Annotated in this window: 24 protein-coding genes; 17 read left to right on the top strand and 7 right to left on the bottom strand. The window is 74.4% G+C overall.

Features of this window, described 5'->3' with window-relative positions:
• Positions 1–44: 44 nt before the first annotated feature.
• Genes ACH4TG_RS02860 through ACH4TG_RS02870 form a run of 3 tightly spaced genes read left to right on the top strand, consistent with a single transcriptional unit; the run spans position 45 to position 2,609 of the window.
• Entirely contained in the window at positions 45–1,100 is a 1,056-nt protein-coding gene (locus tag ACH4TG_RS02860) for an ABC transporter ATP-binding protein (protein ID WP_398240082.1), read from the top strand.
• Positions 1,097–1,906, top strand: a complete 810-nt coding sequence (locus tag ACH4TG_RS02865) for an ABC transporter permease (RefSeq protein WP_398240084.1) — start codon at positions 1,097–1,099, stop codon at positions 1,904–1,906. Before ACH4TG_RS02860 ends, ACH4TG_RS02865 begins: the two co-directional genes overlap by 4 nt.
• A 55-nt stretch (positions 1,907–1,961) precedes the next feature.
• A complete protein-coding gene (locus ACH4TG_RS02870; RefSeq protein ID WP_398240086.1) occupies positions 1,962–2,609 on the top strand; it encodes an ABC transporter permease in 648 nt (215 codons plus the stop codon).
• A gap of 142 nt (positions 2,610–2,751) precedes the next feature.
• On the opposite strand, the gene ybaK is transcribed toward ACH4TG_RS02870, so the two are convergent.
• From ybaK to ACH4TG_RS02885, 3 genes are read right to left on the bottom strand one after another with little or no spacing between them, the layout of a single operon-like run.
• Entirely contained in the window at positions 2,752–3,249 is a 498-nt protein-coding gene (gene ybaK, locus ACH4TG_RS02875; RefSeq protein ID WP_398240087.1) for a Cys-tRNA(Pro) deacylase, read from the bottom strand.
• Positions 3,250–3,268: 19 nt separating this feature from the next.
• On the bottom strand, positions 3,269–4,009 hold the full coding sequence (locus tag ACH4TG_RS02880; RefSeq protein WP_398240089.1) for an LON peptidase substrate-binding domain-containing protein: 741 nt from the start codon (positions 4,007–4,009) through the stop codon (positions 3,269–3,271).
• A 59-nt stretch (positions 4,010–4,068) separates the two neighbouring features.
• Positions 4,069–5,709, bottom strand: a complete 1,641-nt coding sequence (locus tag ACH4TG_RS02885) for an oxidoreductase (RefSeq protein WP_398240090.1) — start codon at positions 5,707–5,709, stop codon at positions 4,069–4,071.
• A 211-nt stretch (positions 5,710–5,920) separates the two neighbouring features.
• On the opposite strand from ACH4TG_RS02885, the gene hisD reads away from it, so the two are divergent.
• The 8 genes from hisD to hisF all read left to right on the top strand — a co-directional run bounded on the left by hisD (position 5,921) and on the right by hisF (position 11,800).
• Entirely contained in the window at positions 5,921–7,231 is a 1,311-nt protein-coding gene (gene hisD / locus ACH4TG_RS02890) for a histidinol dehydrogenase (protein ID WP_398240092.1), read from the top strand.
• A complete protein-coding gene (locus tag ACH4TG_RS02895) occupies positions 7,228–8,376 on the top strand; it encodes a histidinol-phosphate transaminase (RefSeq protein WP_398240094.1) in 1,149 nt (382 codons plus the stop codon). The genes hisD and ACH4TG_RS02895 overlap by 4 nt, the downstream gene beginning before the upstream one ends.
• Positions 8,373–8,966 (top strand): imidazoleglycerol-phosphate dehydratase HisB, encoded by a 594-nt coding sequence (gene hisB, locus ACH4TG_RS02900; RefSeq protein ID WP_069465393.1) that lies wholly within the window; start codon positions 8,373–8,375, stop codon positions 8,964–8,966. Before ACH4TG_RS02895 ends, hisB begins: the two co-directional genes overlap by 4 nt.
• Positions 8,967–8,969: 3 nt before the next feature.
• Positions 8,970–9,122 (top strand): hypothetical protein, encoded by a 153-nt coding sequence (locus ACH4TG_RS02905; protein WP_398240096.1) that lies wholly within the window; start codon positions 8,970–8,972, stop codon positions 9,120–9,122.
• A 7-nt stretch (positions 9,123–9,129) separates the two neighbouring features.
• Positions 9,130–9,780 (top strand): imidazole glycerol phosphate synthase subunit HisH, encoded by a 651-nt coding sequence (gene hisH / locus ACH4TG_RS02910; protein WP_398240098.1) that lies wholly within the window; start codon positions 9,130–9,132, stop codon positions 9,778–9,780.
• A gap of 117 nt (positions 9,781–9,897) precedes the next feature.
• Positions 9,898–10,623, top strand: a complete 726-nt coding sequence (gene priA, locus ACH4TG_RS02915; protein WP_398240099.1) for a bifunctional 1-(5-phosphoribosyl)-5-((5-phosphoribosylamino)methylideneamino)imidazole-4-carboxamide isomerase/phosphoribosylanthranilate isomerase PriA — start codon at positions 9,898–9,900, stop codon at positions 10,621–10,623.
• On the top strand, positions 10,620–11,048 hold the full coding sequence (locus ACH4TG_RS02920) for a Rid family hydrolase (RefSeq protein ID WP_398240101.1): 429 nt from the start codon (positions 10,620–10,622) through the stop codon (positions 11,046–11,048). The genes priA and ACH4TG_RS02920 overlap by 4 nt, the downstream gene beginning before the upstream one ends.
• On the top strand, positions 11,045–11,800 hold the full coding sequence (gene hisF, locus ACH4TG_RS02925) for an imidazole glycerol phosphate synthase subunit HisF (RefSeq protein ID WP_398240103.1): 756 nt from the start codon (positions 11,045–11,047) through the stop codon (positions 11,798–11,800). The genes ACH4TG_RS02920 and hisF overlap by 4 nt, the downstream gene beginning before the upstream one ends.
• A 78-nt stretch (positions 11,801–11,878) precedes the next feature.
• Here hisF and ACH4TG_RS02930 read toward each other — a convergent pair whose 3' ends face one another.
• Positions 11,879–12,493 carry an O-methyltransferase gene (locus ACH4TG_RS02930; RefSeq protein WP_398240105.1) on the bottom strand — a complete coding sequence of 205 codons (615 nt, stop codon included), beginning with the start codon at positions 12,491–12,493 and terminating at the stop codon, positions 11,879–11,881.
• Positions 12,494–12,602: 109 nt separating this feature from the next.
• Between ACH4TG_RS02930 and ACH4TG_RS02935 the strand changes: the two genes are divergently transcribed.
• Together ACH4TG_RS02935 and ACH4TG_RS02940 are read left to right on the top strand one after the other, a co-directional pair.
• Positions 12,603–13,205 (top strand): helix-turn-helix domain-containing protein, encoded by a 603-nt coding sequence (locus ACH4TG_RS02935; RefSeq protein ID WP_398240107.1) that lies wholly within the window; start codon positions 12,603–12,605, stop codon positions 13,203–13,205.
• A gap of 125 nt (positions 13,206–13,330) precedes the next feature.
• A complete protein-coding gene (locus ACH4TG_RS02940) occupies positions 13,331–14,557 on the top strand; it encodes an MFS transporter (RefSeq protein WP_398240475.1) in 1,227 nt (408 codons plus the stop codon).
• A gap of 66 nt (positions 14,558–14,623) precedes the next feature.
• Here ACH4TG_RS02940 and ACH4TG_RS02945 read toward each other — a convergent pair whose 3' ends face one another.
• Positions 14,624–15,259, bottom strand: a complete 636-nt coding sequence (locus ACH4TG_RS02945) for a TIGR03085 family metal-binding protein (protein WP_398240109.1) — start codon at positions 15,257–15,259, stop codon at positions 14,624–14,626.
• Positions 15,260–15,331: 72 nt separating this feature from the next.
• Complete coding sequence (locus ACH4TG_RS02950; RefSeq protein ID WP_398240111.1) at positions 15,332–16,255, bottom strand: hypothetical protein; 924 nt, start codon at positions 16,253–16,255, stop codon at positions 15,332–15,334.
• Between the two features lie 127 nt (positions 16,256–16,382).
• On the opposite strand from ACH4TG_RS02950, the gene hisI reads away from it, so the two are divergent.
• Positions 16,383–16,742, top strand: coding sequence for a phosphoribosyl-AMP cyclohydrolase (hisI, locus tag ACH4TG_RS02955; RefSeq protein ID WP_398240113.1), 360 nt, complete (start codon positions 16,383–16,385; stop codon positions 16,740–16,742).
• 37 nt (positions 16,743–16,779) lie between these two features.
• Positions 16,780–18,294, top strand: coding sequence for an anthranilate synthase component I (locus ACH4TG_RS02960; RefSeq protein WP_398240477.1), 1,515 nt, complete (start codon positions 16,780–16,782; stop codon positions 18,292–18,294).
• Positions 18,295–18,553: 259 nt separating this feature from the next.
• Here the strand turns inward: ACH4TG_RS02960 and ACH4TG_RS02965 are convergent, their stop codons facing one another.
• Positions 18,554–19,783, bottom strand: a complete 1,230-nt coding sequence (locus ACH4TG_RS02965) for a peptidase S8 (protein ID WP_398240115.1) — start codon at positions 19,781–19,783, stop codon at positions 18,554–18,556.
• Between the two features lie 569 nt (positions 19,784–20,352).
• Here ACH4TG_RS02965 and ACH4TG_RS02970 point away from each other — a divergent pair.
• Positions 20,353–20,943, top strand: coding sequence for a TIGR02234 family membrane protein (locus tag ACH4TG_RS02970; protein ID WP_398240479.1), 591 nt, complete (start codon positions 20,353–20,355; stop codon positions 20,941–20,943).
• Positions 20,944–21,066: 123 nt separating this feature from the next.
• Positions 21,067–21,324, top strand: a complete 258-nt coding sequence (locus ACH4TG_RS02975; RefSeq protein WP_398240117.1) for an HGxxPAAW family protein — start codon at positions 21,067–21,069, stop codon at positions 21,322–21,324.
• The last annotated feature ends 102 nt before the right edge of the window (positions 21,325–21,426 follow it).

Below are 21,426 nucleotides of genomic sequence, written 5' to 3' on the forward strand. Positions count from 1 at the left end.
GGCCACCCCGTTTGGCCCGGCCGGCGGCGCTACGCGTACTCTCGATGTTCGTGAGTACGGGCACGGAGGAGACGGCGGCCCCCACGGTCGCCACCGCCCGCGATGCGGTGTGCACCGTGCGCGGTCTCGTCAGGACGTACCGGGCCGGCCGGAACCCCGGCCGGCCGTCGCTGCGGCGCAGCCGCGAGGCCGCCCCGGCCCCGGTACGGGCCAACGACGGCGTGGACCTCGACGTCCACCGCGGTGAGCTGTTCGGCATCCTCGGCCCCAACGGCGCCGGCAAGACCACCCTGGTCCGCCAGCTGACCGGCCTGCTGCGCCCCGACGCCGGCAGCATCCACCTGCTCGGCCACGACCTGGTCCGGCACCCCGACCGCGCCGCCCGGCTGATCGGCTACCTCGGCCAGGAGAGCACCGCGCTCGACGAGCTGACCGTGGCCCTCGCCACCGAGACCACCGCCCGACTGCGCGGCCTCGACGCCTCCGCCGCCCGGACCGCGCGCGACGCCGTCCTGGACGAGCTGGGCCTGGCCCCGCTCGCCGGCCGGCCGCTCAAGCGCCTGTCCGGCGGCGAGCGCCGGCTCGCCTGCTTCGCGACCGCTCTGGTCGGCGAGCGGCCCGTGCTCGTGCTCGACGAGCCCACCACCGGCATGGACCCGGTCGCCCGGCGCGCGGTGTGGGCCGCGGTCGACCGGCGCAGGACCGCCCACGGCACCACCGTGCTGCTGGTCACCCACAACGTCATCGAGGCCGAGACCGTGCTCGACCGGGTCGCCGTGCTCGACCAGGGCCGGGTGATCGCCTGCGACACCCCGGCCGCGCTGCGCGCCCTGGTCGCCGACGAGGTGCGACTGGACCTGGTGTGGCGGCAGGAGGCCCCGCTGGGCGTCCCCGCCGTCGCCGCCCTCCAGCCGCTCGCCGAGGTCGCCGGCCGCTGCTGGACGCTGCGGCTGCCGCAGGACCGCGCCCGGGCCGCCGTGGCCGAAGTCACCGGGGGACCGGCGTTCGCCGCCCTGGACGACTTCACCCTGGCCGTGCCCAGCCTGGAGGACGTCTATCTCGCGCTCGGCGGGCGCGGCACGGGACTGGTGAAGGCATGACCGTCGTCCAGGCCGGCCCCGAGCGGGCCACCTCCACCGCGGCCCCGCTGGCCCCCCGCGCCGGGCTGTGGCCGTCGATGGCCGCGGTCTACCGCGCCCAGCTCTCCCGGGCCCGGGTCGCCCGCATCCCGCTTCTGTTCGTGGCCACGTTCCAGTCCATCGGGATCATGATCATGATGCGCGGTGTGGTCCACGCGGGTGACGGCGAGGCGGCCCGGTCCGTGGTGGCCGGCTCCAGCGTGCTGGTCGTCGCGTTCGTCGCGCTCAACCTGCTCGCCCAGTACTTCGGCCAGCTGCGCGCCTCCGGGGGCCTGGACCACTACGCGACGCTGCCGGTCCCGCCGGCGTCGGTGGTGCTCGGCACGGCGGGCGCCTATGCGTCGTTCACCGTGCCCGGCACCCTGGCCACCGCGATCACCGGCTGCCTGCTGTTCCATCTCACCCTGGCCGGGCTGTGGGTGCTGCTCCTGGTGATCCCGCTGGCCGGTGCCGCCCTGTCCGGGCTCGGCGCTGCCCTGGGGCTGCTCGCGCCGCGGCAGGAGATCGCCACCCTGCTCGGGCAGCTCGGGATGTCCGCCGCCCTGCTGCTCGGCGTGCTGCCCGCCTCGCACATGCCGGTGCCGATCCGCTGGGTCCGCGACGTGCTGCCGTCGACGTACGGCGTGGAGGCGTTCGCCCGCACCCTCGGCGGTGCCGGAGCCACCCACTGGGCCGCGGTCGCCGCCGATCTGTGCGTCTGCGGGGCCGTGGGCGTGCTGTCGCTGGCGCTCGCCACCCGCGCCTACCGCAGGGCCGCCTGCCGGTGACCCCGGCGATTCGCCCGATAGCGCGATTGACAGGCAGACCTGGCACGATGGGCAGGTGACCGCACCCCTGACTCCGCACGACCAGCCGCAGTTCCCGCCGTACCCCGCCGACGGGTCCGGAACGGGCGGGACCGACGGTGACAAGGAACCGCTGCGGACCGAGATCGCCAGGGGTGCGCTGATCGCCCTGCTCGTCGCCGTGTGCGGGGTGGCGCTGGGGTTGCTCTGGTTGTGGCTCGCGCCGCGCATCCCCATGATCTCCGACGGCCAGGCCGTCTACCTCAAGGACACCGAGGGCGAGGAGGCGATCGGCGCCGACGGCACCTTCGCGGCGATCGCCGCGGTCCTCGGCCTGGTGACGGCCGTCCTGGTCTTCTGGCGCTACCGGCGCGGCGGCGTGTCGGTGGTGGTGGGGCTGGCGCTCGGCGGCCTGATCGCCTCGGTGATCGGCTGGCGGATCGGCGTGTGGCTCGGCCCGCCGACGGACATCGTCGCGCACGCCAAGGCGGTGGGGCCCAAGAAGGTCTTCGACGGTCCGCTGGAGCTGCGGGCCAAGAGCGCGCTGGTCGCCTGGTCGGCGGCGGCGATGCTGGCCCACCTCTGCCTCACCTCGGCGTTCGGGCCGCGCGACCCCGACCCCGTCCCCAAGGCCGCCCCGGGCCCCTGGGGCCCGCCCCCGCCGCCGCCCCCCGCGTCGCAGTGACCGCCCGCGCCGAGCCCCCGGCACCGGGCCGCGAGGCGCCCGCAGACCCCGTACGGGCCTGCCCGGCCGCGGGACCGCGCTGAGCCGTGCGAGCCGCCCCAGCCCCCGTCCGCGCCCCGCCTCGGCCCGCGCCGACCCCGCCTCAGCGGCGGGCGACGGGCGCCGTGACGGCGGACGTGAGGCCGGCCAGCACAGCCGGAGCCAGCTCCACCTCCAGGCCGCGCCGCCCCGCGGAGACGAACACCGTCTCGAAGCCGCCGGCGGAGGCGTCGATCACCGTGGGAAGCGCCTTGCGCTGGCCCAGCGGCGAGATCCCGCCCCGCACGTAGCCGGTGGTGCGCTCGGCCGCCGCCGGGTCGGCCATCGCCGCCCGCTTGCCGCCCACCGCTGCGGCCAGCGCCTTGAGGTCCAGGCTCGCCGACACCGGCACGACCGCCACGGTCAGGGCGCCGTCGACCTCGGCCACCAGCGTCTTGAAGACCCGGTCGGGCGAGGTGCCCATGGCCTCCGCGGCCTCCAGGCCGTACGACAGCTCCGACGCCGGGTCGTGGGCGTAGGAGTGGACGGTGAAAGCCGCGCCGGCCTTCTCCAGGGCCACGGTGGCCGGGGTGCCCCCGGCGGACCGGGACTTCTTCGCCATGCCGGATCGACCGGTCCCTTCAGTTCGCGCAGACCGGCTGCTGGGTGAGTTCCACCGCCGGGAGCGACGGCAGCTTGTCGATGATCGCGGTCTCCCGCCGCAGCAGCCGCAGCTCGGCGGCGAGCCTGGCCGCCGCGTCGGGGGCCTCCAGCAGCCGCTGCTTCTGCTCGGTCCCGGTGATCATCGCGGCCGCCACCAGGTACGACAGCACCGTCGGGTCGTCCGGGAACTCCTGGCTGGACAGCGACCGCTCGCGCGCCCCGGCCAGCCGCTTCTGGTACGCGCTGAACGCCCGCAGGGCCTCGCTCGCCAGCGCGCCGGCGCCCTCGCCCTGCGTGTCCGGCACCTCCTCGACCTCCCCGGTCAGGTAGGGCCCCGACGCGTCCACCGACAGCAGCCGGAAGCGCACGGTGCCGGTGGCGACCAGCTCGTAGCCGCCGCCGTCCCGCTCGGCGATGCCGGCCGCTTCGGCGACGCAGCCGTAGCCGTACAGGGACTCCATCGGGTCGTCGCCGAGTCCCGCGAGGGGGCCGGTGTCCAGACCGTCCTGGCCGGTGGGCGCGACCTCCTGGCCGTGCTTGATGGCCACCACGCCGAACCGGCGCGGCGCGTCCTCCGGAAGGGCCAGCAGTGCGCCGACGAGGGCGCGGTACCGCTCCTCGAAGACGTTCAGCGGCAGGACCAGGCCGGGGAACAGCGCCGAACTGAGCGGGAAGAGCGGAAGGCGATCGGTCACAGTGAGCCAGGGTACGGGCAGCATGCCCCCCTTCGTCAGCCGCTGGGCCCACTCCGCCCCAGGTCCGTCCGGTCGCCGGGCCGCTACGACCCCCGGCGCAGCAGCCGGGACGCCCCCGCCGCGGCCGTGGTCGCCAGCATCCAGCCCAGCAGGATCAGCGCCGACGCCACCCACTGGCCCGTCCCGGTCTCCCGCCACGCGTTGTCCTGGCCGAGGTCGATCACCGGAAGCAGCAGGTCCAGCGCGTACAGGGCCGGGTTCCAGTGCGGCACGTACCCGCTGTCCGCCGGGGCCGGCGTGCGGTGCGCCGCGAAGTACACCGCACCCACCGCCCACAGCACCGCCATCCACACCGCGGCCCGCCCCGGCCGGTAGCCGTACCCGACGGTGACGTCCTGCAGCCAGCCCCACACCCGGCCGGCCATCGGCAGCGACTCGCGGCGCCGCCGCTGCCGGGCCAGCTGCACCTCGCGGGCCTCCGCGTCCTCGCCGCCGGCCCGCAGCGCCGCGGCGAGCCGCTCGTACGGCTCCGCGCTGAACTCGGGGGTGGCCGCGTGCAGCCACTCGATCCTGGCCCGCAGCGGGAACGCCTCGGGCGGCGTCAGGCCGTCGTACTGGAAGCCGCGCAGCGACAGCCGGCCCGCTTCCGGCCAGCTGTCCGGCGTGTCGGCGAGCTTGCCGACACGCGCCCCCGACAGGGACACCATGCCGCCGGCCGGCGGCTGCCCGGGGGTGAACCGCAGCTCGGGCGTCTGGATCCGGCGCAGCGACAGCTGCTGCTCGCCCTCCATGGCGAACCGCGCCCTGCTGACCACCACCGCGTTGCCGAACCGGCCGTCGTCCAGCCGCAGCCCGCCCTCGCACACGAAGTCCCGGGTGCGCACCCCGGCCGGCGGCGGCGTGTCGCCGGTGTGGCCGGTGGCCAGCGCGTCCCACCCGGCGCTGAGGTAGAGGGTGTGCTCCACCTGCACGCGCGCGGCGTTCAGCGCGTAGCGGTCGTAGGGGTTGCGCAGCAACGCGCCGCGCAGGCTCAGCCGGCCGCCGATCCGCGCGCTGCGCAGGCTCAACTCGCCTATGACGTCGATGAGTTCGGCGTCCACGTCCTGCCCGACGACCAGCCCGTCGGCGGCGATCGCCCGGCTGTGGCGGTCCCGGCGCACGGTCAGCTGGTTGAGCAGCAGGTCGGTGCCTATCTGCGCGTCGGTCAGCCGGATCCCGCCGGGGACGAGGCACTGCGGCAGGTGCAGGTCGCCGGTGACCTGCAGGCGGGCCGCGTCCAGCCGGGGTATCAGGCAGTGCACCAGCCGCATGCTGCCGGCCCGGCACTCCTGGAGCATCAGCTGCTCGTCGAAGCGGCAGTCGTCCAGCTGCACGTACGGGGTGATGGTGCCGCCGGACAGCATCAGCCGGCCGCTGATCCGCACCCCGGCGAGCTTGAGCGCCGCCACCCGCCCGGGCCGCGACAGCGGCGGGTTGAGCAGCAGCTCCGCCACCGCCTGGGCCCGCACCGTGCGCTCCGGGCCCCACTCGCCGGCCGACGCGGCGTCCGGGTCGAGCGGGCCCGCCAGCGCGCTGCGGCGGCCGTCGGGACGCAGGTCGCAGGTGCGCCCGGCGCGGAACGCCCACCACATGCGGACCTCCGGCGGGGTCCAGTCGGCCGGCGGCTCGCCCCCCGCGGGCCCGCCGCGGCCCTCGCCCCGGTCCTGCCCGTCCCGCTCGGTCATCCTCGCCCCTCCCGTAGAACCCGCCGGTCCCGCCCGGACCCACCCCGCCGCACGACGCGGCCGCGGGGGAGCGGCGCGGGCGCGGGAAGATCGCCGCGCCCACGCTAGTGCCTGCCCGCCCGGCCGGTGGCGGCGCCCGCACGTCCGCGGCACGTATCACGGAGTGGAACCGCGAGCCGTCCCGCATGCCCGGGTCTCTACACTTGGCAGCGTGATCTCCCGAATCGATCTGCGCGGTGCCGCCTTCCCGGAGGGCGGTATCGACCGCGACCTGCTGCCCCGTGCCGAGTTCGACGTGGAAGCCGCCCTGGAGACGGTGCGGCCCATCTGCGAGGACGTGCGCCATCGCGGCGGCGCGGCGGTGATCGACTACGGGGAGCGGTTCGACGGCGTCCGGCTGGAGCGGCTCAGGGTCTCGCAGAAGGCGCTGGCCGAGGCGCTCGACGGCCTGGACGTCCAGGTGCGGGCCGCCCTGGAGGAGTCCATCCGCCGGGCCAGGACCGTCCACCGCGAGCAGCGCCGCACCGACGTGACCACGCAGGTCGTGCCGGGCGGCACGGTCACCGAGAGGTGGGTGCCGGTGCAGCGGGTCGGGCTGTACGTGCCCGGCGGCCTGGCCGTCTACCCGTCCTCCGTGGTGATGAACGTGGTGCCCGCCCAGGAGGCCGGTGTCGGCGCCGTCGCCGTGGCCTCGCCGCCGCAGAAGGAGTTCGGCGGCCTGCCGCACCCCACCATCCTCGCCGCCTGCGCCCTGCTCGGCGTCGACGAGGTGTACGCCGCCGGCGGCTCCCAGGCCGTGGCCATGTTCGCGTACGGCACCGACGAGTGCCGCCCGGTGAACCTGGTCACCGGGCCCGGCAACATCTACGTGGCCGCCGCCAAGCGCCTGCTCAAGGGGCGGATCGGGATCGACGCCGAGGCCGGGCCGACCGAGATCGCGGTCCTCGCCGACGCCTCCGCCGACCCCGGGTACGTCGCCGCCGACCTGATCAGCCAGGCCGAGCACGACCCGCTGGCCGCCGCGGTGCTGGTCACCACCTCGCCCGAACTGGCCGACGCGGTCGACGGCGAGCTGAAGGTGCGGGTGGCCGCCACCAAGCACCGCGAGCGGATCACCGCCGCGCTCGGCGGCCGCCAGTCCGCGACCGTGCTCGTGGACACCCTCGACCAGGGCCTGGAGGTGGTCGACGCCTACGCCGCCGAGCACCTGGAGATCCAGACCGAGGACGCCGCCGGTGTCGCCGCCCGGGTGCGCAACGCCGGCGCGATCTTCGTCGGCCCGCACGCGCCGGTCTCCCTCGGCGACTACTGCGCCGGGTCCAACCACGTGCTGCCCACCGGCGGCTGCGCCTGCCACTCCTCGGGCCTGTCCGTGCAGTCCTTCCTGCGCGGCATCCACGTCGTGGACTACTCCCGCGAGGCGCTCGAAGAGGTCGCCGGCCACGTGGTGACGCTCGCCAACGCCGAGGACCTGCCCGCCCACGGCGAGGCGGTCACCGCACGCCTGGGAGGCACCCGGTGACCCGCGTCGACGACCTCCCGCTGCGCGAGGAGCTGCGGGGCCAGTCCGCGTACGGCGCGCCCCAGCTCGACGTGCCGGTGCGGCTGAACACCAACGAGAACCCGTACCCGCTGCCCGAGCCGCTGGTGGCCCGGATCGCCGAGCGGGTCGCCGAGGCGGCCCGCGGGCTCAACCGCTACCCGGACCGCGACGCCGTCGAGCTGCGCACCGAGCTGGCCGCCTACCTCAGCCGGACCGCCGGCCACCAGGTCGGCACCGGCCAGGTGTGGGCGGCGAACGGCTCCAACGAGATCATCCAGCAGCTGCTGCAGACCTTCGGCGGGCCCGGCAGGACCGCGATCGGCTTCGAGCCGTCGTACTCCATGCACGCGCTGATCTCCCGCGGCACCGGCACCGGCTGGATCTCCGGGCCGCGCAACGAGGACTTCACCGTCGACCTGGACGCGGCGGTCCGCGAGATCGCCGAGCGCCGCCCGCACGTGGTGTTCGTCTGCTCGCCGAACAACCCGACCGGCACCGCGGTGGCCGCCGAGACGGTCGAGGCGCTGTACGAGGCCGCGCAGGCGGCCCGGCCGAGCCTGGTGGTGGTGGACGAGGCGTACGGCGAGTTCTCGCACCACCCGTCGCTGCTGCCGCTCATCGAGGGCCGGCCGAACCTGGTGCTCACCCGCACCATGTCGAAGGCGTTCGGCGCGGCCGGGCTGCGGCTCGGCTACCTGGCCGCCGACCCGGCGGTCGTGGAGGCCGTGCAGCTGGTGCGGCTGCCCTACCACCTGTCGTCGGTCACCCAGGCGACCGCGCTGGCCGCCCTGGAGTACACCGACACGCTCCTCGGCTACGTCGCCCAGCTCAAGCAGGAACGCGACCGGGTCGTCGACGGGCTGCGCGCCATCGGCTACGACGTGGTCGACTCCGACGCCAACTTCGTGCAGTTCGGCCGGTTCGCCGACAGCCACGCAGCGTGGCAGGCGATCCTCGACCACGGCGTGCTGGTCCGGGACAACGGCGTGCCCGGCTGGCTGCGGGTCTCCGCCGGGACCCCGCAGGAGAACGACGCGTTCCTCGACGCGGCCGCCCGCGTGCACAAGACCTTCGACGCCGCCGGCGGCATCGAGCACACCCGTACTGCCAAGGAGTCCGCATGACCCGCCTGGGGCGCGTGGAGCGCACCACCAAGGAGACGTCCGTCGTCGTCGAGATCGACCTCGACGGCACCGGGCAGGTCTCCGTGTCCACCGGTGTGGGCTTCTACGACCACATGCTCGACCAGCTCGGCCGGCACGGCCTGTTCGACCTCAGCGTGAAGACCGAGGGCGACCTGCACATCGACACCCACCACACCATCGAGGACACCGCCCTCGCGCTGGGCGCGGCCTTCAAGCAGGCGCTCGGCGACAAGGTCGGCATCTACCGCTTCGGCAACTGCACCGTCCCGCTGGACGAGTCCCTGGCCCAGGTGACCGTGGACCTGTCCGGCCGGCCCTACCTGGTGCACACCGAGCCGGAGAACATGGCGCCGATGATCGGCACGTACGACACGACGATGACCCGCCACATCCTGGAGTCCTTCGTCGCGCAGGCGCAGATCGCGCTGCACGTCCACGTGCCGTACGGGCGCAACGCGCACCACATCGTGGAGTGCCAGTTCAAGGCGCTCGCGCGGGCGCTGCGCTACGCCAGCGAGCGCGACCCGCGCGCCGCCGGCATCCTGCCGTCGACGAAGGGCGCGCTGTAAACCGTGAACAAGGCATCCACCCTCTTCATCCTGCTCGGCCTGTTCCTGGCCGGGGGCGTGTACTCGTTCGTGAAGCAGAAGCAGTCCAGGAGCCTGATCGCGCTCCTGGCCATCGGCTCCCTGATGTCGCTCGCCGCCGGCCTGCTCCAGCTGTGAGGTCCGCATGACGAATGCCGGGAACACCAAGAGCGTGGTCGTGCTCGACTACGGGTTCGGCAACGTGCGGTCGGCCGAGCGCGCCCTGGCCCGCGCCGGGGCCACCGTGGAGATCACCGCCGACTACGACCGCGCGATGGCCGCCGACGGGCTGCTCGTGCCGGGCGTCGGCGCCTTCGCGGCGTGCATGGCCGGGCTCAAGGACGTGCGCGGCGACTGGATCATCGGCCGCCGGCTGGCCGGCGGCCGCCCGGTGATGGGCATCTGCGTCGGCATGCAGATCCTCTTCGCCCGCGGGATCGAGCACGGCGTGGAGAGCGACGGCCTCGACGAGTGGCCCGGCACGGTCGAGCCGCTGCGCGCGCCCGTGGTGCCGCACATGGGCTGGAACACCGTCAAGGCCCCCGCGGACTCGGTGCAGTTCGCGGGTCTGGACGAGGACGCGCGGTTCTACTTCGTGCACTCCTACGCGGTGCGCAGCTGGGACCTGGAGGCGCGCAACGCCGCGATCCAGGCGCCCAGGGTCGCCTGGACCACCCACGGAGAGCCCTTCGTCGCCGCGGTGGAGAACGGCCCGCTGTGGGCCACCCAGTTCCATCCGGAGAAGTCCGGTGACGCCGGTGCGCAGCTGCTGGCCAACTGGCTCGGCACGCTGTAGTCCCGTCCCCGTCACGCCCCGTCCCGTGCCCGGGGCCGCTGCCGGACCCGCCCGGGGCCCGGCAGCCCGGCCCGGCCCGCTTCCCCCGCCCGCTCCCCTTACGAGGACCGCATCCCGATGAGCAAGCTCGAACTCCTCCCCGCCGTCGACGTCCGCGACGGCCAGGCCGTCCGCCTGGTGCACGGCGAGTCCGGCTCCGAGACGTCGTACGGCGACCCGCTGGCGGCCGCCATGGCGTGGCAGCAGGCGGGGGCCGAGTGGCTGCATCTGGTGGACCTGGACGCCGCGTTCGGCACCGGCGACAACCGGGCGCTGATCGGCGAGGTGGCCCGCAGCATGGACATCAAGGTGGAGCTGTCCGGCGGCATCCGCGACGACGACACCCTCGCCGCGGCCCTGGCCACCGGCTGCCGCCGGGTCAACCTGGGCACCGCCGCGCTGGAGACCCCGGAGTGGGTCGCCAAGGTCATCGCCGGGCACGGCGACCGGATCGCGGTCGGCCTGGACGTGCGCGGCACCACGCTGCGCGGCCGCGGCTGGACCCGCGACGGCGGCGACCTGTACGAGACGCTGGCCCGGCTCGACGCCGAGGGCTGCGCCCGCTACGTGGTGACCGACATCGCCAAGGACGGCACCCTCCAGGGCCCCAACCTGGAGCTGCTGCGCAACGTGTGCGCCGCCACCGACCGCCCGGTCGTCGCCTCCGGCGGCGTGTCCAGCCTCGACGACCTGCGGGCGCTGGCGACTCTGGTGCCGCTGGGTGTGGAGGGTGCCATTGTCGGTAAGGCGCTCTATGCGAAGGCGTTCACGCTCGAAGAGGCCCTGGAGGCAGTGTCACGATGACCGAGACCCCCGCAGTACGGCGCACGCAGACCGACAGCTCGTGGGAGGAGGCCGTCGGCTTCGCGCGCGCCGTGGCGGCGGGGGACCGGGTGCTGGTCTCCGGCACCATGCCCGTCTCCGGCGGCGCGGTGCGCGCCGAGGGCAGCCCGTACGAGCAGACCCTGCTCGCGTTCCGCAACGCGCTGGCCGCGCTGGAGCCGTTCGGCCTCGGCGTGGAGAGCGTGGTCCGCACCCGCATGTACCTCAGCCATGTCCGCGACGTCGACGACGTCGGCCGGGCGCACCGCGAACTGTTCGCCGAGGTGCGGCCCGCCACGACGATGGTCGTGGTCGCCGGCTTCACCGACTCCCGGGTGCTCGTCGAGGTGGAGCTGGAAGCCTACCGAGCGGCGCACCGAGAAGATCTCCGAGGAGAAACCGCATGACCCTCGCGGTCCGAGTCATCCCCTGCCTGGACGTGGACGCCGGACGGGTCGTCAAGGGCGTCAACTTCCAGAACCTGCGCGACGCGGGGGACCCGGTCGAGATGGCCCGGCTCTACGACGCCGAGGGCGCCGACGAGTTGACGTTCCTGGACATCACCGCGTCCTCCGGCGACCGGGAGACCACCTACGACGTGGTGCGCAGGACCGCCGAGCAGGTCTTCATCCCGCTGACCGTCGGCGGCGGGGTGCGCAGCGCCGACGACGTCGACCGGCTGCTGCGGGCCGGCGCCGACAAGGTCGGCGTGAACACCGCGGCGATCGCCCGGCCCGAGCTGATCCGGGAGATCGCCGAGCGCTTCGGGCGGCAGGTGCTGGTGCTGTCGGTGGACGCCCGCCGCACCCCCTCCGGCAGCTTCGAGGTCACCACGCACGGCGGCCGCCGCGGTACCGGCATCGACGCGGTCGAGTGGGCGCACCGGGCGGCCGACCTGGGCGCCGGCGAGATCCTGCTCAACTCGATGGACGCCGACGGCACCAAGGACGGCTACGACACCGAGATGATCGCCGCGGTGCGCAAGCACGTCACCGTGCCGGTGATCGCCTCGGGCGGCGCGGGCGCGCTCGGCCACTTCCCGCCGGCCGTCGCGGCCGGCGCCGACGCGGTGCTCGCCGCGTCCGTCTTCCACTTCGGGGACCTGCGGATCGGCGCGGTCAAGTCCGCGCTGCGGGAGGCCGGTCACCCCGTCCGCTGAGCGGACTCCCGCCCGCCGCACGGCCGTTGGGCGGCTGAACGGGGGCTCTCCCGGCGGCGGGTTCAGGCCGGCCCGGGTTCAGGCCGCCGTGCGCCGGGTGCCGATGAGTACGGCCAGATCCGGCGCCAGCGGCACCTCCACGGTGCGCAGCGCAGGGTGGTCGAGCCAGTGCAGCCGCGCCTCGTCGGGCCGGCCGCCGTGCACCGGCGGGCGCCCGCCGGACGGCGTGAAGTCGTCGATCACCAGCAGCCCGCCGGGCCTGAGCAGTTCCACCGGATCCGCCGGGGGATCGCCGGGCCCCGCCTTGCCCTGCCCGCCGCCGTCCAGCACCAGCAGGTCGAACGGGCCGTGCCCGGCGATGGCCGTCCAGTCCGCGCACTCCACGGTGACGGCGGGCGCGAGGTGCGCGAACAGCGCGGTGGCGGCGGCGGCACGGGCCGGGTCCCGCTCCACGCTGACCGCCCGCGCCCCGGCCGGCATTCCCGACACCAGCCAGGCCAGGCCCACCCCGCATCCGGTGCCCGTCTCACCGATCCGCCGCGCCCCGGCGGCCAGCGCCCGCAGCAGCCTCCCGTGCTCGGGCCGGCACGACCACGGGAAGTCCAGGTGGCGTGCGGTCCTGGCGGCGCGCTCGACCAGGGGCGGCAGGTCGCCGGGGCCGGTGAGGTGGGCACGGGTGCCGTCGAGGGACATGCCGGCCATCCTGCCCGGCCGGGCCCGGGCCGCGCGGCGCTTCCCATAGGAAAGAAAAGTTGCGCAAATTATATTGCACAACTTTTCTTTCCTATCTAGCGTGGGCGCCATGGACGACAAGCAGGCCGCCCCCGAACCCCAGCGCATCACCGACGTCGACGCGCTGAAGGTCTTCACCCACCCGCTGCGGATCCGCCTCTACTACGCGCTCCACACCGCTCGCGAGGCCACCGCCTCGCACCTGGCCGACCAGGTCGACGAGGCCGTCTCGCTGGTCAGCTACCACCTGCGGAAGATGGCCGCGCACGGCTTCATCGTCGAGGCCGAGGGCCACGGCAGCGACGGGCGCGAGCGCTGGTGGACGCTCTCCTCGCACCGCGGATTCACCTTCCACAACGCGGACTTCGCCGACCGGCCGGAGGGCGCCGCGGTCATCGGCCAGATCAACCGGCAGCTGCTCAGCACCCGCACCGAGCGCTATGCGCGCTACCTCGACGAGCAGGTCGCCTGGCCGCGGGAGTGGACCGAGGCGGCCTTCTCCTCCGAGTACGTGCCCCTGCTCACCGCAGCCGAACTCCAGCAGATGGCGGAGGAGTTGGGCGCGTTCATGCAGCGGTGGAGCGACGTCGGGCGGGCCGCGGAGGCGGCCGGCGACACCGAGGGCCGGGAGCACGTCGCGGTCCAGATGTACGGCTTCCCGACCCGGTCCTGACCTCCGCCGCCCCGCCCCGACCGCCTCCAGGAGGGTCCTTCGTGACCACCACCGTGCTTCCCGCAGTCCGGCCCGCCCACCGCGACGGCAACGTGCTGCGCTGGCTGACCGCCTACACCGCCTCCATGCTCGGTGACGGCGTCTACTTCCTCGCCCTCGGCTTCGCCGCCGCCAAGTCCCTGCCGCCCGCCGAGGTCGGCATGGTGATGGCGACCGGCTCGGTGCCGCGCGCCGTGCTGATGCTGGGCGGCGGGGTGATCGCCGACCGCTTCGGGCCCCGCCGGGTGGTGATCGGCAGCGACGCGGTGCGCTGCGTGCTGATCCTGTCCGCCGCGGCGGCCCTCGCGCTCACCTCGCCGGGACTGTGGCTGCTGGTCGCCGTGGCGCTGCTGTTCGGCGTGGTCGACGCGCTGTTCCTGCCCGCGGTGGGCGCGCTGCCGCCGCGGCTGGTCGAGCCGGACCAGATGATGCGGCTGCAGGGCATGCGGGCGCTGGCGATGCGGTTCGGGAACATCGCGGGACCGCCCGCCGGCGGGCTCGCGATGGGCCTCGGCGGCCCGTCGGCGGCGTTCGCCACCGCCGGGGTGCTCTTCGCCGCCTCGGTGCCGCTGCTGGTCGCCACCCGCATCGGCCCGCTGCCCGCGCCGGGAGGCGCCGGCGACCGCAGCACCCGCCACCCCGACGCCGAAGCGCCTGCCGGCGCCGGAGCCCGGGCGGGCAGCCGCGCCGGCGCGGCGTGGGAGGAGCTGCGGGACGGGCTGCGGCACGTCCGCCGGCACCGGCTGGTGGGGCCGCTGGTGCTGTCCGGCGCGGTGTGCGAACTCGGCCTGGCCGGGCCGCTGAACGTCGGCATGGTGCTGCTGTGCCAGGACCGCGGCTGGGGCTCCACCGGCTACGGCTGGATCATCGCCGCCTTCGGCGCGGGCTCCGCGGCCGGCGCGCTGCTGCTCACGGTGCGCGGCTGGCTGCCCAGGGCGGGCGCGGTGCAGATCGGCACGCTGCTCGTCAGCTGCACCGCCATGGGCGCGACCGCACTGGCCGGTTCACCGGCCGCGGCCGCCGCGGTGGCGCTGCTGGCCGGCCTGGTCGGCGGGGTGTGCGGCGGGCTCGCCCTGGCGCTGATCCAGTCCGCGGTGGACCCGTCGTACCTCGGCCGGGTCACCGCGGTGATCAGCCTCACCGGTTTCGGCCTCGCGCCGCTCAGCTACCCGGTGTTCGGCGCGGCCGTCGCCGCGTGGGGCCCGACGCCGGTGTTCCTGGCGGCCGCCGCCTTCGCGTGCCTCGGCGGCGTCGTGGGGCTCGCCTCACCCGCCGTGCGCGCCGCCGAGTTGAGCCGCCCGGCGGCCCGCTGACACCGGCTCAGCCAGGCCAACCCAGCTCAGCGCGGCTCGGATCAGGTCGGATCAGGTCGGATCAGGTCAGGTCAGGCCGAGTTTCGCGGTGCTCGCCGCCGCCACCGCGCTCTCCTCGCCGGCCGCCTCCACCTTCGCCACGGACTGCCGCCCGAAGGCGTACATGACCAGCTCGGACGGCTCCCCGGTGACGGTGACGACCGGCGAACCGCGGTGGAGCACCACCGTCTGGCCGTCCGGCCGACGCAGCACCAGGCCGATCGTGGAGCGCCGGCCGAGCATCCGCGCCATCCGCTCCAGCCGGGACCACAGGGCGTCCGCGAAGACCGGGTCGATGGTGCGGGGCGTCCAGTCGTCCGCGGCCCGCCGCACGTCCTCGGCGTGGACGAAGAACTCGACGGTGTTCGATGCCTCGTCCAACTGCTTGACGCTGAACGGCGACAGCCGCGGCGGGCCGGTCCTGATGAGCTGGATCAGCTCGTCGTACGGCTTCTCCGCGTACTCCTTGCGGACCCGGTCCAGCCGGTCCGCGAGCTGGGGGATGAGCAACCCGGCCGCCGCGTCGCCGCGGCGCTCGCGCACCACGACGTGGGCGGCCAGGTCGCGGGTCTTCCACCCCTCGCAGAGGGTCGGGGCGTCGGGACCCGCCTGCTCCAGCAGGTCGGCGAGGAGCAGGCGTTCACGCTGCGCATGGGTCGACATACCGTCAGGCTAGGCCCTGGGGGCCGGATCCCGGCGGTGTCGCGCCGCGCCCCGCCAGAACCGGGCTGCCGCTTAGCCCAGCTTGCTGTACAGCTTCACCCCGTTCGACCCGTTGTTGCGGGTCAGCGAACACGTCACCGTCTTGCGGTTCTGCAGCTGGTAGGTGACCAGCTTGGGGAACAGCGCGTACGGGTAGTAGGTGCGGCCGTCGGCCGGCAGGTGCTTCTTGGCGTCCGTCGTGCACAGCGACAGCGCCTTCTCCTGGATCTCCAGGTCGCTGCTGAAGGTGCCGGACAGCGTCTCGTTGGCGACCACCTGCGCGTCGTGCGCGGAACTGCACGAGCGGGTCGTCACCTTGGTCACCGACGGGGTCAGCGTCGGCGCGTCGAAGCACTTGCCGGGCGACAGCACCACGTAGGGCACGAGCTTCTCGGTCGGCGTCGGGTCGGCCGTGTCGGTCGGCTCGTCGGTCGGCAGGTCCAGCGTCGGGTCGTCGGTCGGCACCGTGATGCTGGACGTGGGCAGGGTGACCGTCGGCATGCCGGACGGCAGGCCGCTGACCGACGTCGTCGGCTTGGCGTCGTCCTTCTTCTTGTCGCTGCTGTTGGAGGCCACCAGGATCCCGCCGACGATCGCGCCGACCACCACGATGCAGCCGATCGCGATCCACATGTTGCGCTTGCTGTTGTTCGGCGGCGGGGGAGGCGGGTAGCCGCCGGGGCCGCCGGGCGGGAAGCCGTAGCCGCCCCCGGGCGGGGCCGGGGGTCCGGGCGGTCCGGGCGGGCCGTAGCCGCCGCCCTGGGGCGGGTAGCCGTACTGGTCCCCGCCTCCCTGCTGCGGGTAGCCGTACGGCTCACCGCCGCCCTGCTGCGGATACCCGTAGCCGCCGCCCGGAGGCGGCGGTGGCGGCGGGCCGAAACCCTGGGGAGGACCGAATCCGCCCCCTTGCTCGGGCGGTGGCGTCGGTCCGTTCGGCGGCGGTGGAGGAAAACCCATGCACGCAGGATGCCCCATGCGGGTGAACGACGGCGAGCGACTACCGGATTGCGGACAACCCCGGCGCCTGCTTTGCCAGTTCTTGCGGCTTTTCTTATTGTGCGGGATCGGCGGCACAATGGTTCCCATGCCCGCCACCTCGCTCGATCCCGCCATCACCGCCCGCCTCAAGCGCAACCCCGACGGGCTGGTTCCGGCCATCGCCCAGCAGTACGACACCGGGGAGGTGCTGATGCTCGGCTGGATGGACGCCGAGGCGCTGCACCGCACGCTGACCACCGGACGCTGCACCTACTGGAGCCGCAGCCGCGCCGAGTACTGGGTCAAGGGCGACACGTCCGGGCACGTGCAGCACGTGAAGTCGGTGGCGCTGGACTGCGACGGGGACACCGTGCTGGTCAAGGTCGACCAGGTCGGCGCCGCGTGCCACACCGGCGACCGCACCTGCTTCGACGCGGACGTGCTGCTTCCGCCCGCGGGCGCGTAGCGCCGGCGGGCCAGTAGGGTCTGCGCCCATGGACGCCATGGATCTCGAGACCTTCCGCAAGCTCGCGGTCGACCGCCGGGTCATCCCGGTCAGCCGCCGGCTGCTCGCGGACGGCGACACGCCCGTCGGCCTGTACCGCAAGCTCGCCGGCGAGCGGGTGGGCACCTTCCTGCTGGAGTCCGCGGACAGCGGCGGGCGGTCCTGGTCCCGCTACTCCTTCGTCGGGGTGCGCTCGGCCGCCACCTTGACCGTGCGCGACGGCCGGGCGCACTGGCTCGGCGCCCCGCCGGTCGGCGTGCCCGTCGACGGCGACCCGCTGCAGGCCCTGCGGGCCACCGTCGAGACGCTGCACACCCCGCGCGACCTGACCGCGGGGATGCCCCCGTTCACCGGCGGCATGGTCGGCTACCTCGGCTACGACATCGTCCGCCGGCTGGAGCGGATCGGCGACAGCACCCAGGACGCGCTGCAACTGCCCGAGCTGACGATGCTGCTCACCTCGGACCTGGCCGTGCTGGACCACTGGGACGGCACCGTGCTGCTGATCGCCAACGCGATCAACCACAACGACCAGGACAGCGGGGTCGACGAGGCGTACGCCGACGCGATCGCGCGGCTCGACGCGATGGAGGCCGACCTCGCGCGCCCGGTGCCGACCGCGCCCGCCGCGCTGCCGCGCGACGCCGGGTACGACGTCGGCTGGGACTGGGGCGGCGAGCAGTTCAAGACAGCGGTCGAGGACGTCAAGGAGCGGATCCGGGCCGGCGAGGCGTTCCAGGTGGTGCCCTCCCAGCGGTTCCACATGCCGTGCGAGGCGAGCGCGCTCGACGTCTACCGGATGCTGCGGACCACCAACCCCAGCCCGTACATGTACCTGCTGCGCCTGCCCGCTCCCGACGGCGGGGCCGAGGGCTTCGACGTGGTGGGCTCCAGCCCCGAGGCGCTGGTCAAGGTCGAGGACGGCCAGGCGATGGTGCACCCGATCGCCGGCACCCGGCCGCGCGGCGCCACCCCGCGCGCCGACACCGCCCTCGCCGAGGAGCTGCTCGCCGACCCCAAGGAGCGCGCCGAGCACCTGATGCTGGTCGACCTCGGGCGCAACGACCTGGGGCGGGTCTGCGAGCCGGGCAGCGTCGAGGTGGTCGACTTCATGTCCATCGAGCGCTACTCGCACGTGATGCACATCGTGTCCACGGTCACCGGCCGCGTCGCCGAGGGCCGCACCGCGTTCGACGTGCTCACCGCGTGCTTCCCGGCCGGCACGCTGTCGGGCGCGCCCAAGCCGCGGGCGATGCAGATCATCGAGGAGCTGGAGCCCACCCGCCGCGGCGTGTACGGCGGTTGCGTGGGCTACCTGGACTTCGCCGGCGACTCGGACACCGCGATCGCCATCCGCACGGCGCTCTTGCGCGGCGGCACGGCGTACGTGCAGGCGGGCGCGGGCATCGTCGCCGACTCGGACCCCGACGCCGAGGACGCGGAGTGCCGCAACAAGGCGGCGGCCGTACTTCGCGCGGTGGCCGCGGCCAACGCCCTCCCCCGCCGCTCCTAACCCTCCCGGCGGGTACGCCCCACCGGGTGCGCGGGGGGTCCCCCAGAGCTACACCTGGGAGGTGCCCCCAGCGCGGCCAGCCAGTGCGGCGCCGCGCTCCGCAAACCGCCCCGGAGGGGCAGTTCGGTCCGTCCCGGACCACCGGCCGGTGGTGGGTTGCTCGCGCAGTTCCCCGCGCCCCTGAGGGGCGCGCACCGTCGTGCGGGAAGGGGAAGGGGCGCACCCCGGGAGTGGGGTGCGCCCCGGTGGGGCTGAGGGGTCAGCCCTTGAAGGCGGCGGTGCCGTTGGGGGTGCCGAGCCCCGTCGGCCCGTCGTACCCGGACTTGGCGGTGCACAGGTACGAGCTGGAGCACGACCCGTTCGACCCGCTCGTCACGTCGTTGAGCGACGTCGTGTGCGCGTACGGGAAGGACGCCGGGGTCGAGCCCGAGGACGGCGTGCCGGCCAGGGCGTACACCGAGGCGATGATCGGCGAGGACGCGCTGGTGCCGCCGAACACCTCCCAGCCGCTGTCGCCGCCGTAGGAGTCGTAGACCGCGACACCGGTCGCCGGGTCGGCCACCGCGGACACGTCCGCGATGGTGCGCTTGGAGCAGCCGGTGTCCGTCTGCCACGACTGCTTCGCGTCGTAGGCCGAGCAGCCCGAGCCGGTGCCGGACCACACGGTGTCGGTCCAACCGCGCGTGGTGGAGGACTTCTTGAGCGACGTGCCGCCGACCGCGGTCACGTACTTGGAGGCCGCCGGGTACTCCGCGCCGTAGCCGCTGTCACCGGCGCTGACGGTGATCGCCACCCCGGGGTGGTTGAAGTACGAGCTGTCGTACGAGGTGTCCGAGGACGACTCGCCGCCGCCGTAGCTGTTGGACACGTACTTCGCGCCCAGCGACACCGCGGTGTTGACGGACTTGCCGAGGTTGGCCATCGTCGCCGAGGTCGCCTCGACCAGCAGGATGTGGCAGCTCGGGCAGGTGGCGCTGACCATGTCCAGGTCGAGGGATATCTCCTCGGCCCAGCCGGCGTCGGCGCTGGGCAGCGTCGAAGTGCCGCTCTGGCCCACCTTCTTGAAGCACCCGTTGGCCGTGGTGCACGCCGGGAGCCCGTACTGCGCGCGGTACGTCGCCAGGTCGGCCTCGGCCTTCGGGTCGTCGTACGCGTCGACGATCGCCACCGTCGCCCCGGACCCGCCGGTGGACGGCAGGGCGTAGGCGCTGCGCAGGTCTGAGGGGCCGTAACCGGACGGGGTCGCCGCCGGGTTGACCGAACGGGCGGACGCTGCCAGCGAGTTGGCGCCGCTGGTGACCTTCAGCGCCTTGCAGGCCATCACGCCGGGGTGGGTGCTCACTGCACAGGAGCGGACGGTCGTCAGACCGTGCGACGCAGCAGCGGCGCCCGCGGCGGGGGAGAGGGCGAAACCGGTGACGGCCAGGCCGGCCGCCGCGGTGAGGGCGATACCGGCGCGGCGGGCCGCCGGGGTGGGGATCGATCGCAAGCTGATGCCTCCGTATGTGGGGTTAGGGCATGGTGCGTGCGGGTTGAGTGATGTCCCTGCTGCGTAGGGTGAGCAGAGGGATGCCTGGGACCGTAGAACTGACGAGCGCACGTCAACAAGATGGAAGAGGGAAGCTATACCTCCGCTTTACTCGCGAGTAGCCGGGAGGAACGCGCTTTCCTTGTCCGCTCTTCGCAGGTGGACGCGTGTAGATGGAGTCCCCACCGAACGTCTGTGCAGATCCTGTGTGCGGCCGGTGGAACCCTCTTCGCGGGGTGCGGGCGCGGCCCGCGAGGGACTCCTCTCACCGCGCTGTCGCCGGGGTTTCACCGCGCTGTCGCCGGGTTCTCGTGGCGGCTTCGTCACGCCGGCCGGACGGGAGCGCGGCGCGCCGTACCCCCGCCCGCGGGGCCGCGGGGGCGGCGCGCGATAGTGGTGGGGTGAGTGCCGTACCGCCGCCGCGCGCAGAAGAAGAGGACGCCCAGGCCCCGACGGGCACCGCCGACGACCGGCCGGCCGCCGATGCCGGATCCGTCGCCGCGGCGCCGTCCGCCGCCCGTCGCACCGCGATGCGCGCCCTTGCCGCGGCGCTCCCGCTGGGCGCCATCGGGGCCGCGCTGGTGCTGCTCGGGTCCGGCAAGACGTGGAGCAACGGGCTGGCCGAGTTCGCCGGCACCGGGCTGCACGTCCGTGCCACCGGCACCGCCACCACCGCGCTGCCCGGCGCGCTCGCCCTGGTCGGCCTGGCCTCCCTGGTCGCCGTCTTCGCGGTCCGCCGCACCGGCCGCTACGTGGTGACCGGGCTGCTGACCCTCAGCGGCCTCGGTGCCGTCGTCACGACCCTTGCCCACCGCGGCGACCGCCACGCGCTGAACGCCGCGGCCGCCGGGGCCACCGGACTGCGCCACGCCACCGCCACCCACGCGTCCACCACCGCCTGGCCGCTGGTCGTCGCCGCGGGCGGCGTGCTGCTGCTCCTCGCCGGCCTGCTGGCGGTGCGCTACGGGCAGTACTGGCCGGCGATGTCCAGCCGGTACGACCGCAAGGGCGGCGCGGCGGCCGCCCCCCGCAGGGCGCCCGCCCCCGTCGACCCGGACCGGGCCGAGGACCTGTGGAAGGCGCTGGACCGCGGCGAGGACCCGACGCAGTCGCCCGGCTGACCTCGGCGTACAACGGCCCCCCGTGCACGGTTCGGGAGCCGGGCGCGCAACAATGGACACGTAGGGGGCGCCCCGGGCGTCCGCGACCGAACGACCCGACCGCGAACCTCTGAGGGAGCACTCATGGCGGCACAGCACGACCACGGACACACCCCCGCCGCCTGGACCGGCGTGATCATCGCCTTTGTCGGCTTCTGCGTCGCCGGCGTGTTCACCGTCGCCGCCCAGCCGGCCGGTTTCTGGGCCGGCATGGCGATCATCCTGCTGGGCGCGGCCGTCGGCGGAATCATGCGGACCATGGGCCTGGGCAGCAAGAGCGAGCCCCTGGAGCTCACCCCGGCCAAGACCGACGAGGAGCCGCGCGTTCACGCGAACGCGTGAACTCCCTCAGCTGACCTGCCCCGGCAGCCCGCGGACCGGCCGTAGCCGGGCCGGGCCCGCCGAGCGGGCCGTACCAGGCCCTCACGGGCCGTCCCGCCGGTG

The organism is Streptomyces sp. NPDC020917, assembly GCF_044333795.1.
Classification (GTDB): Bacteria; Actinomycetota; Actinomycetes; order Streptomycetales; family Streptomycetaceae; genus Actinacidiphila.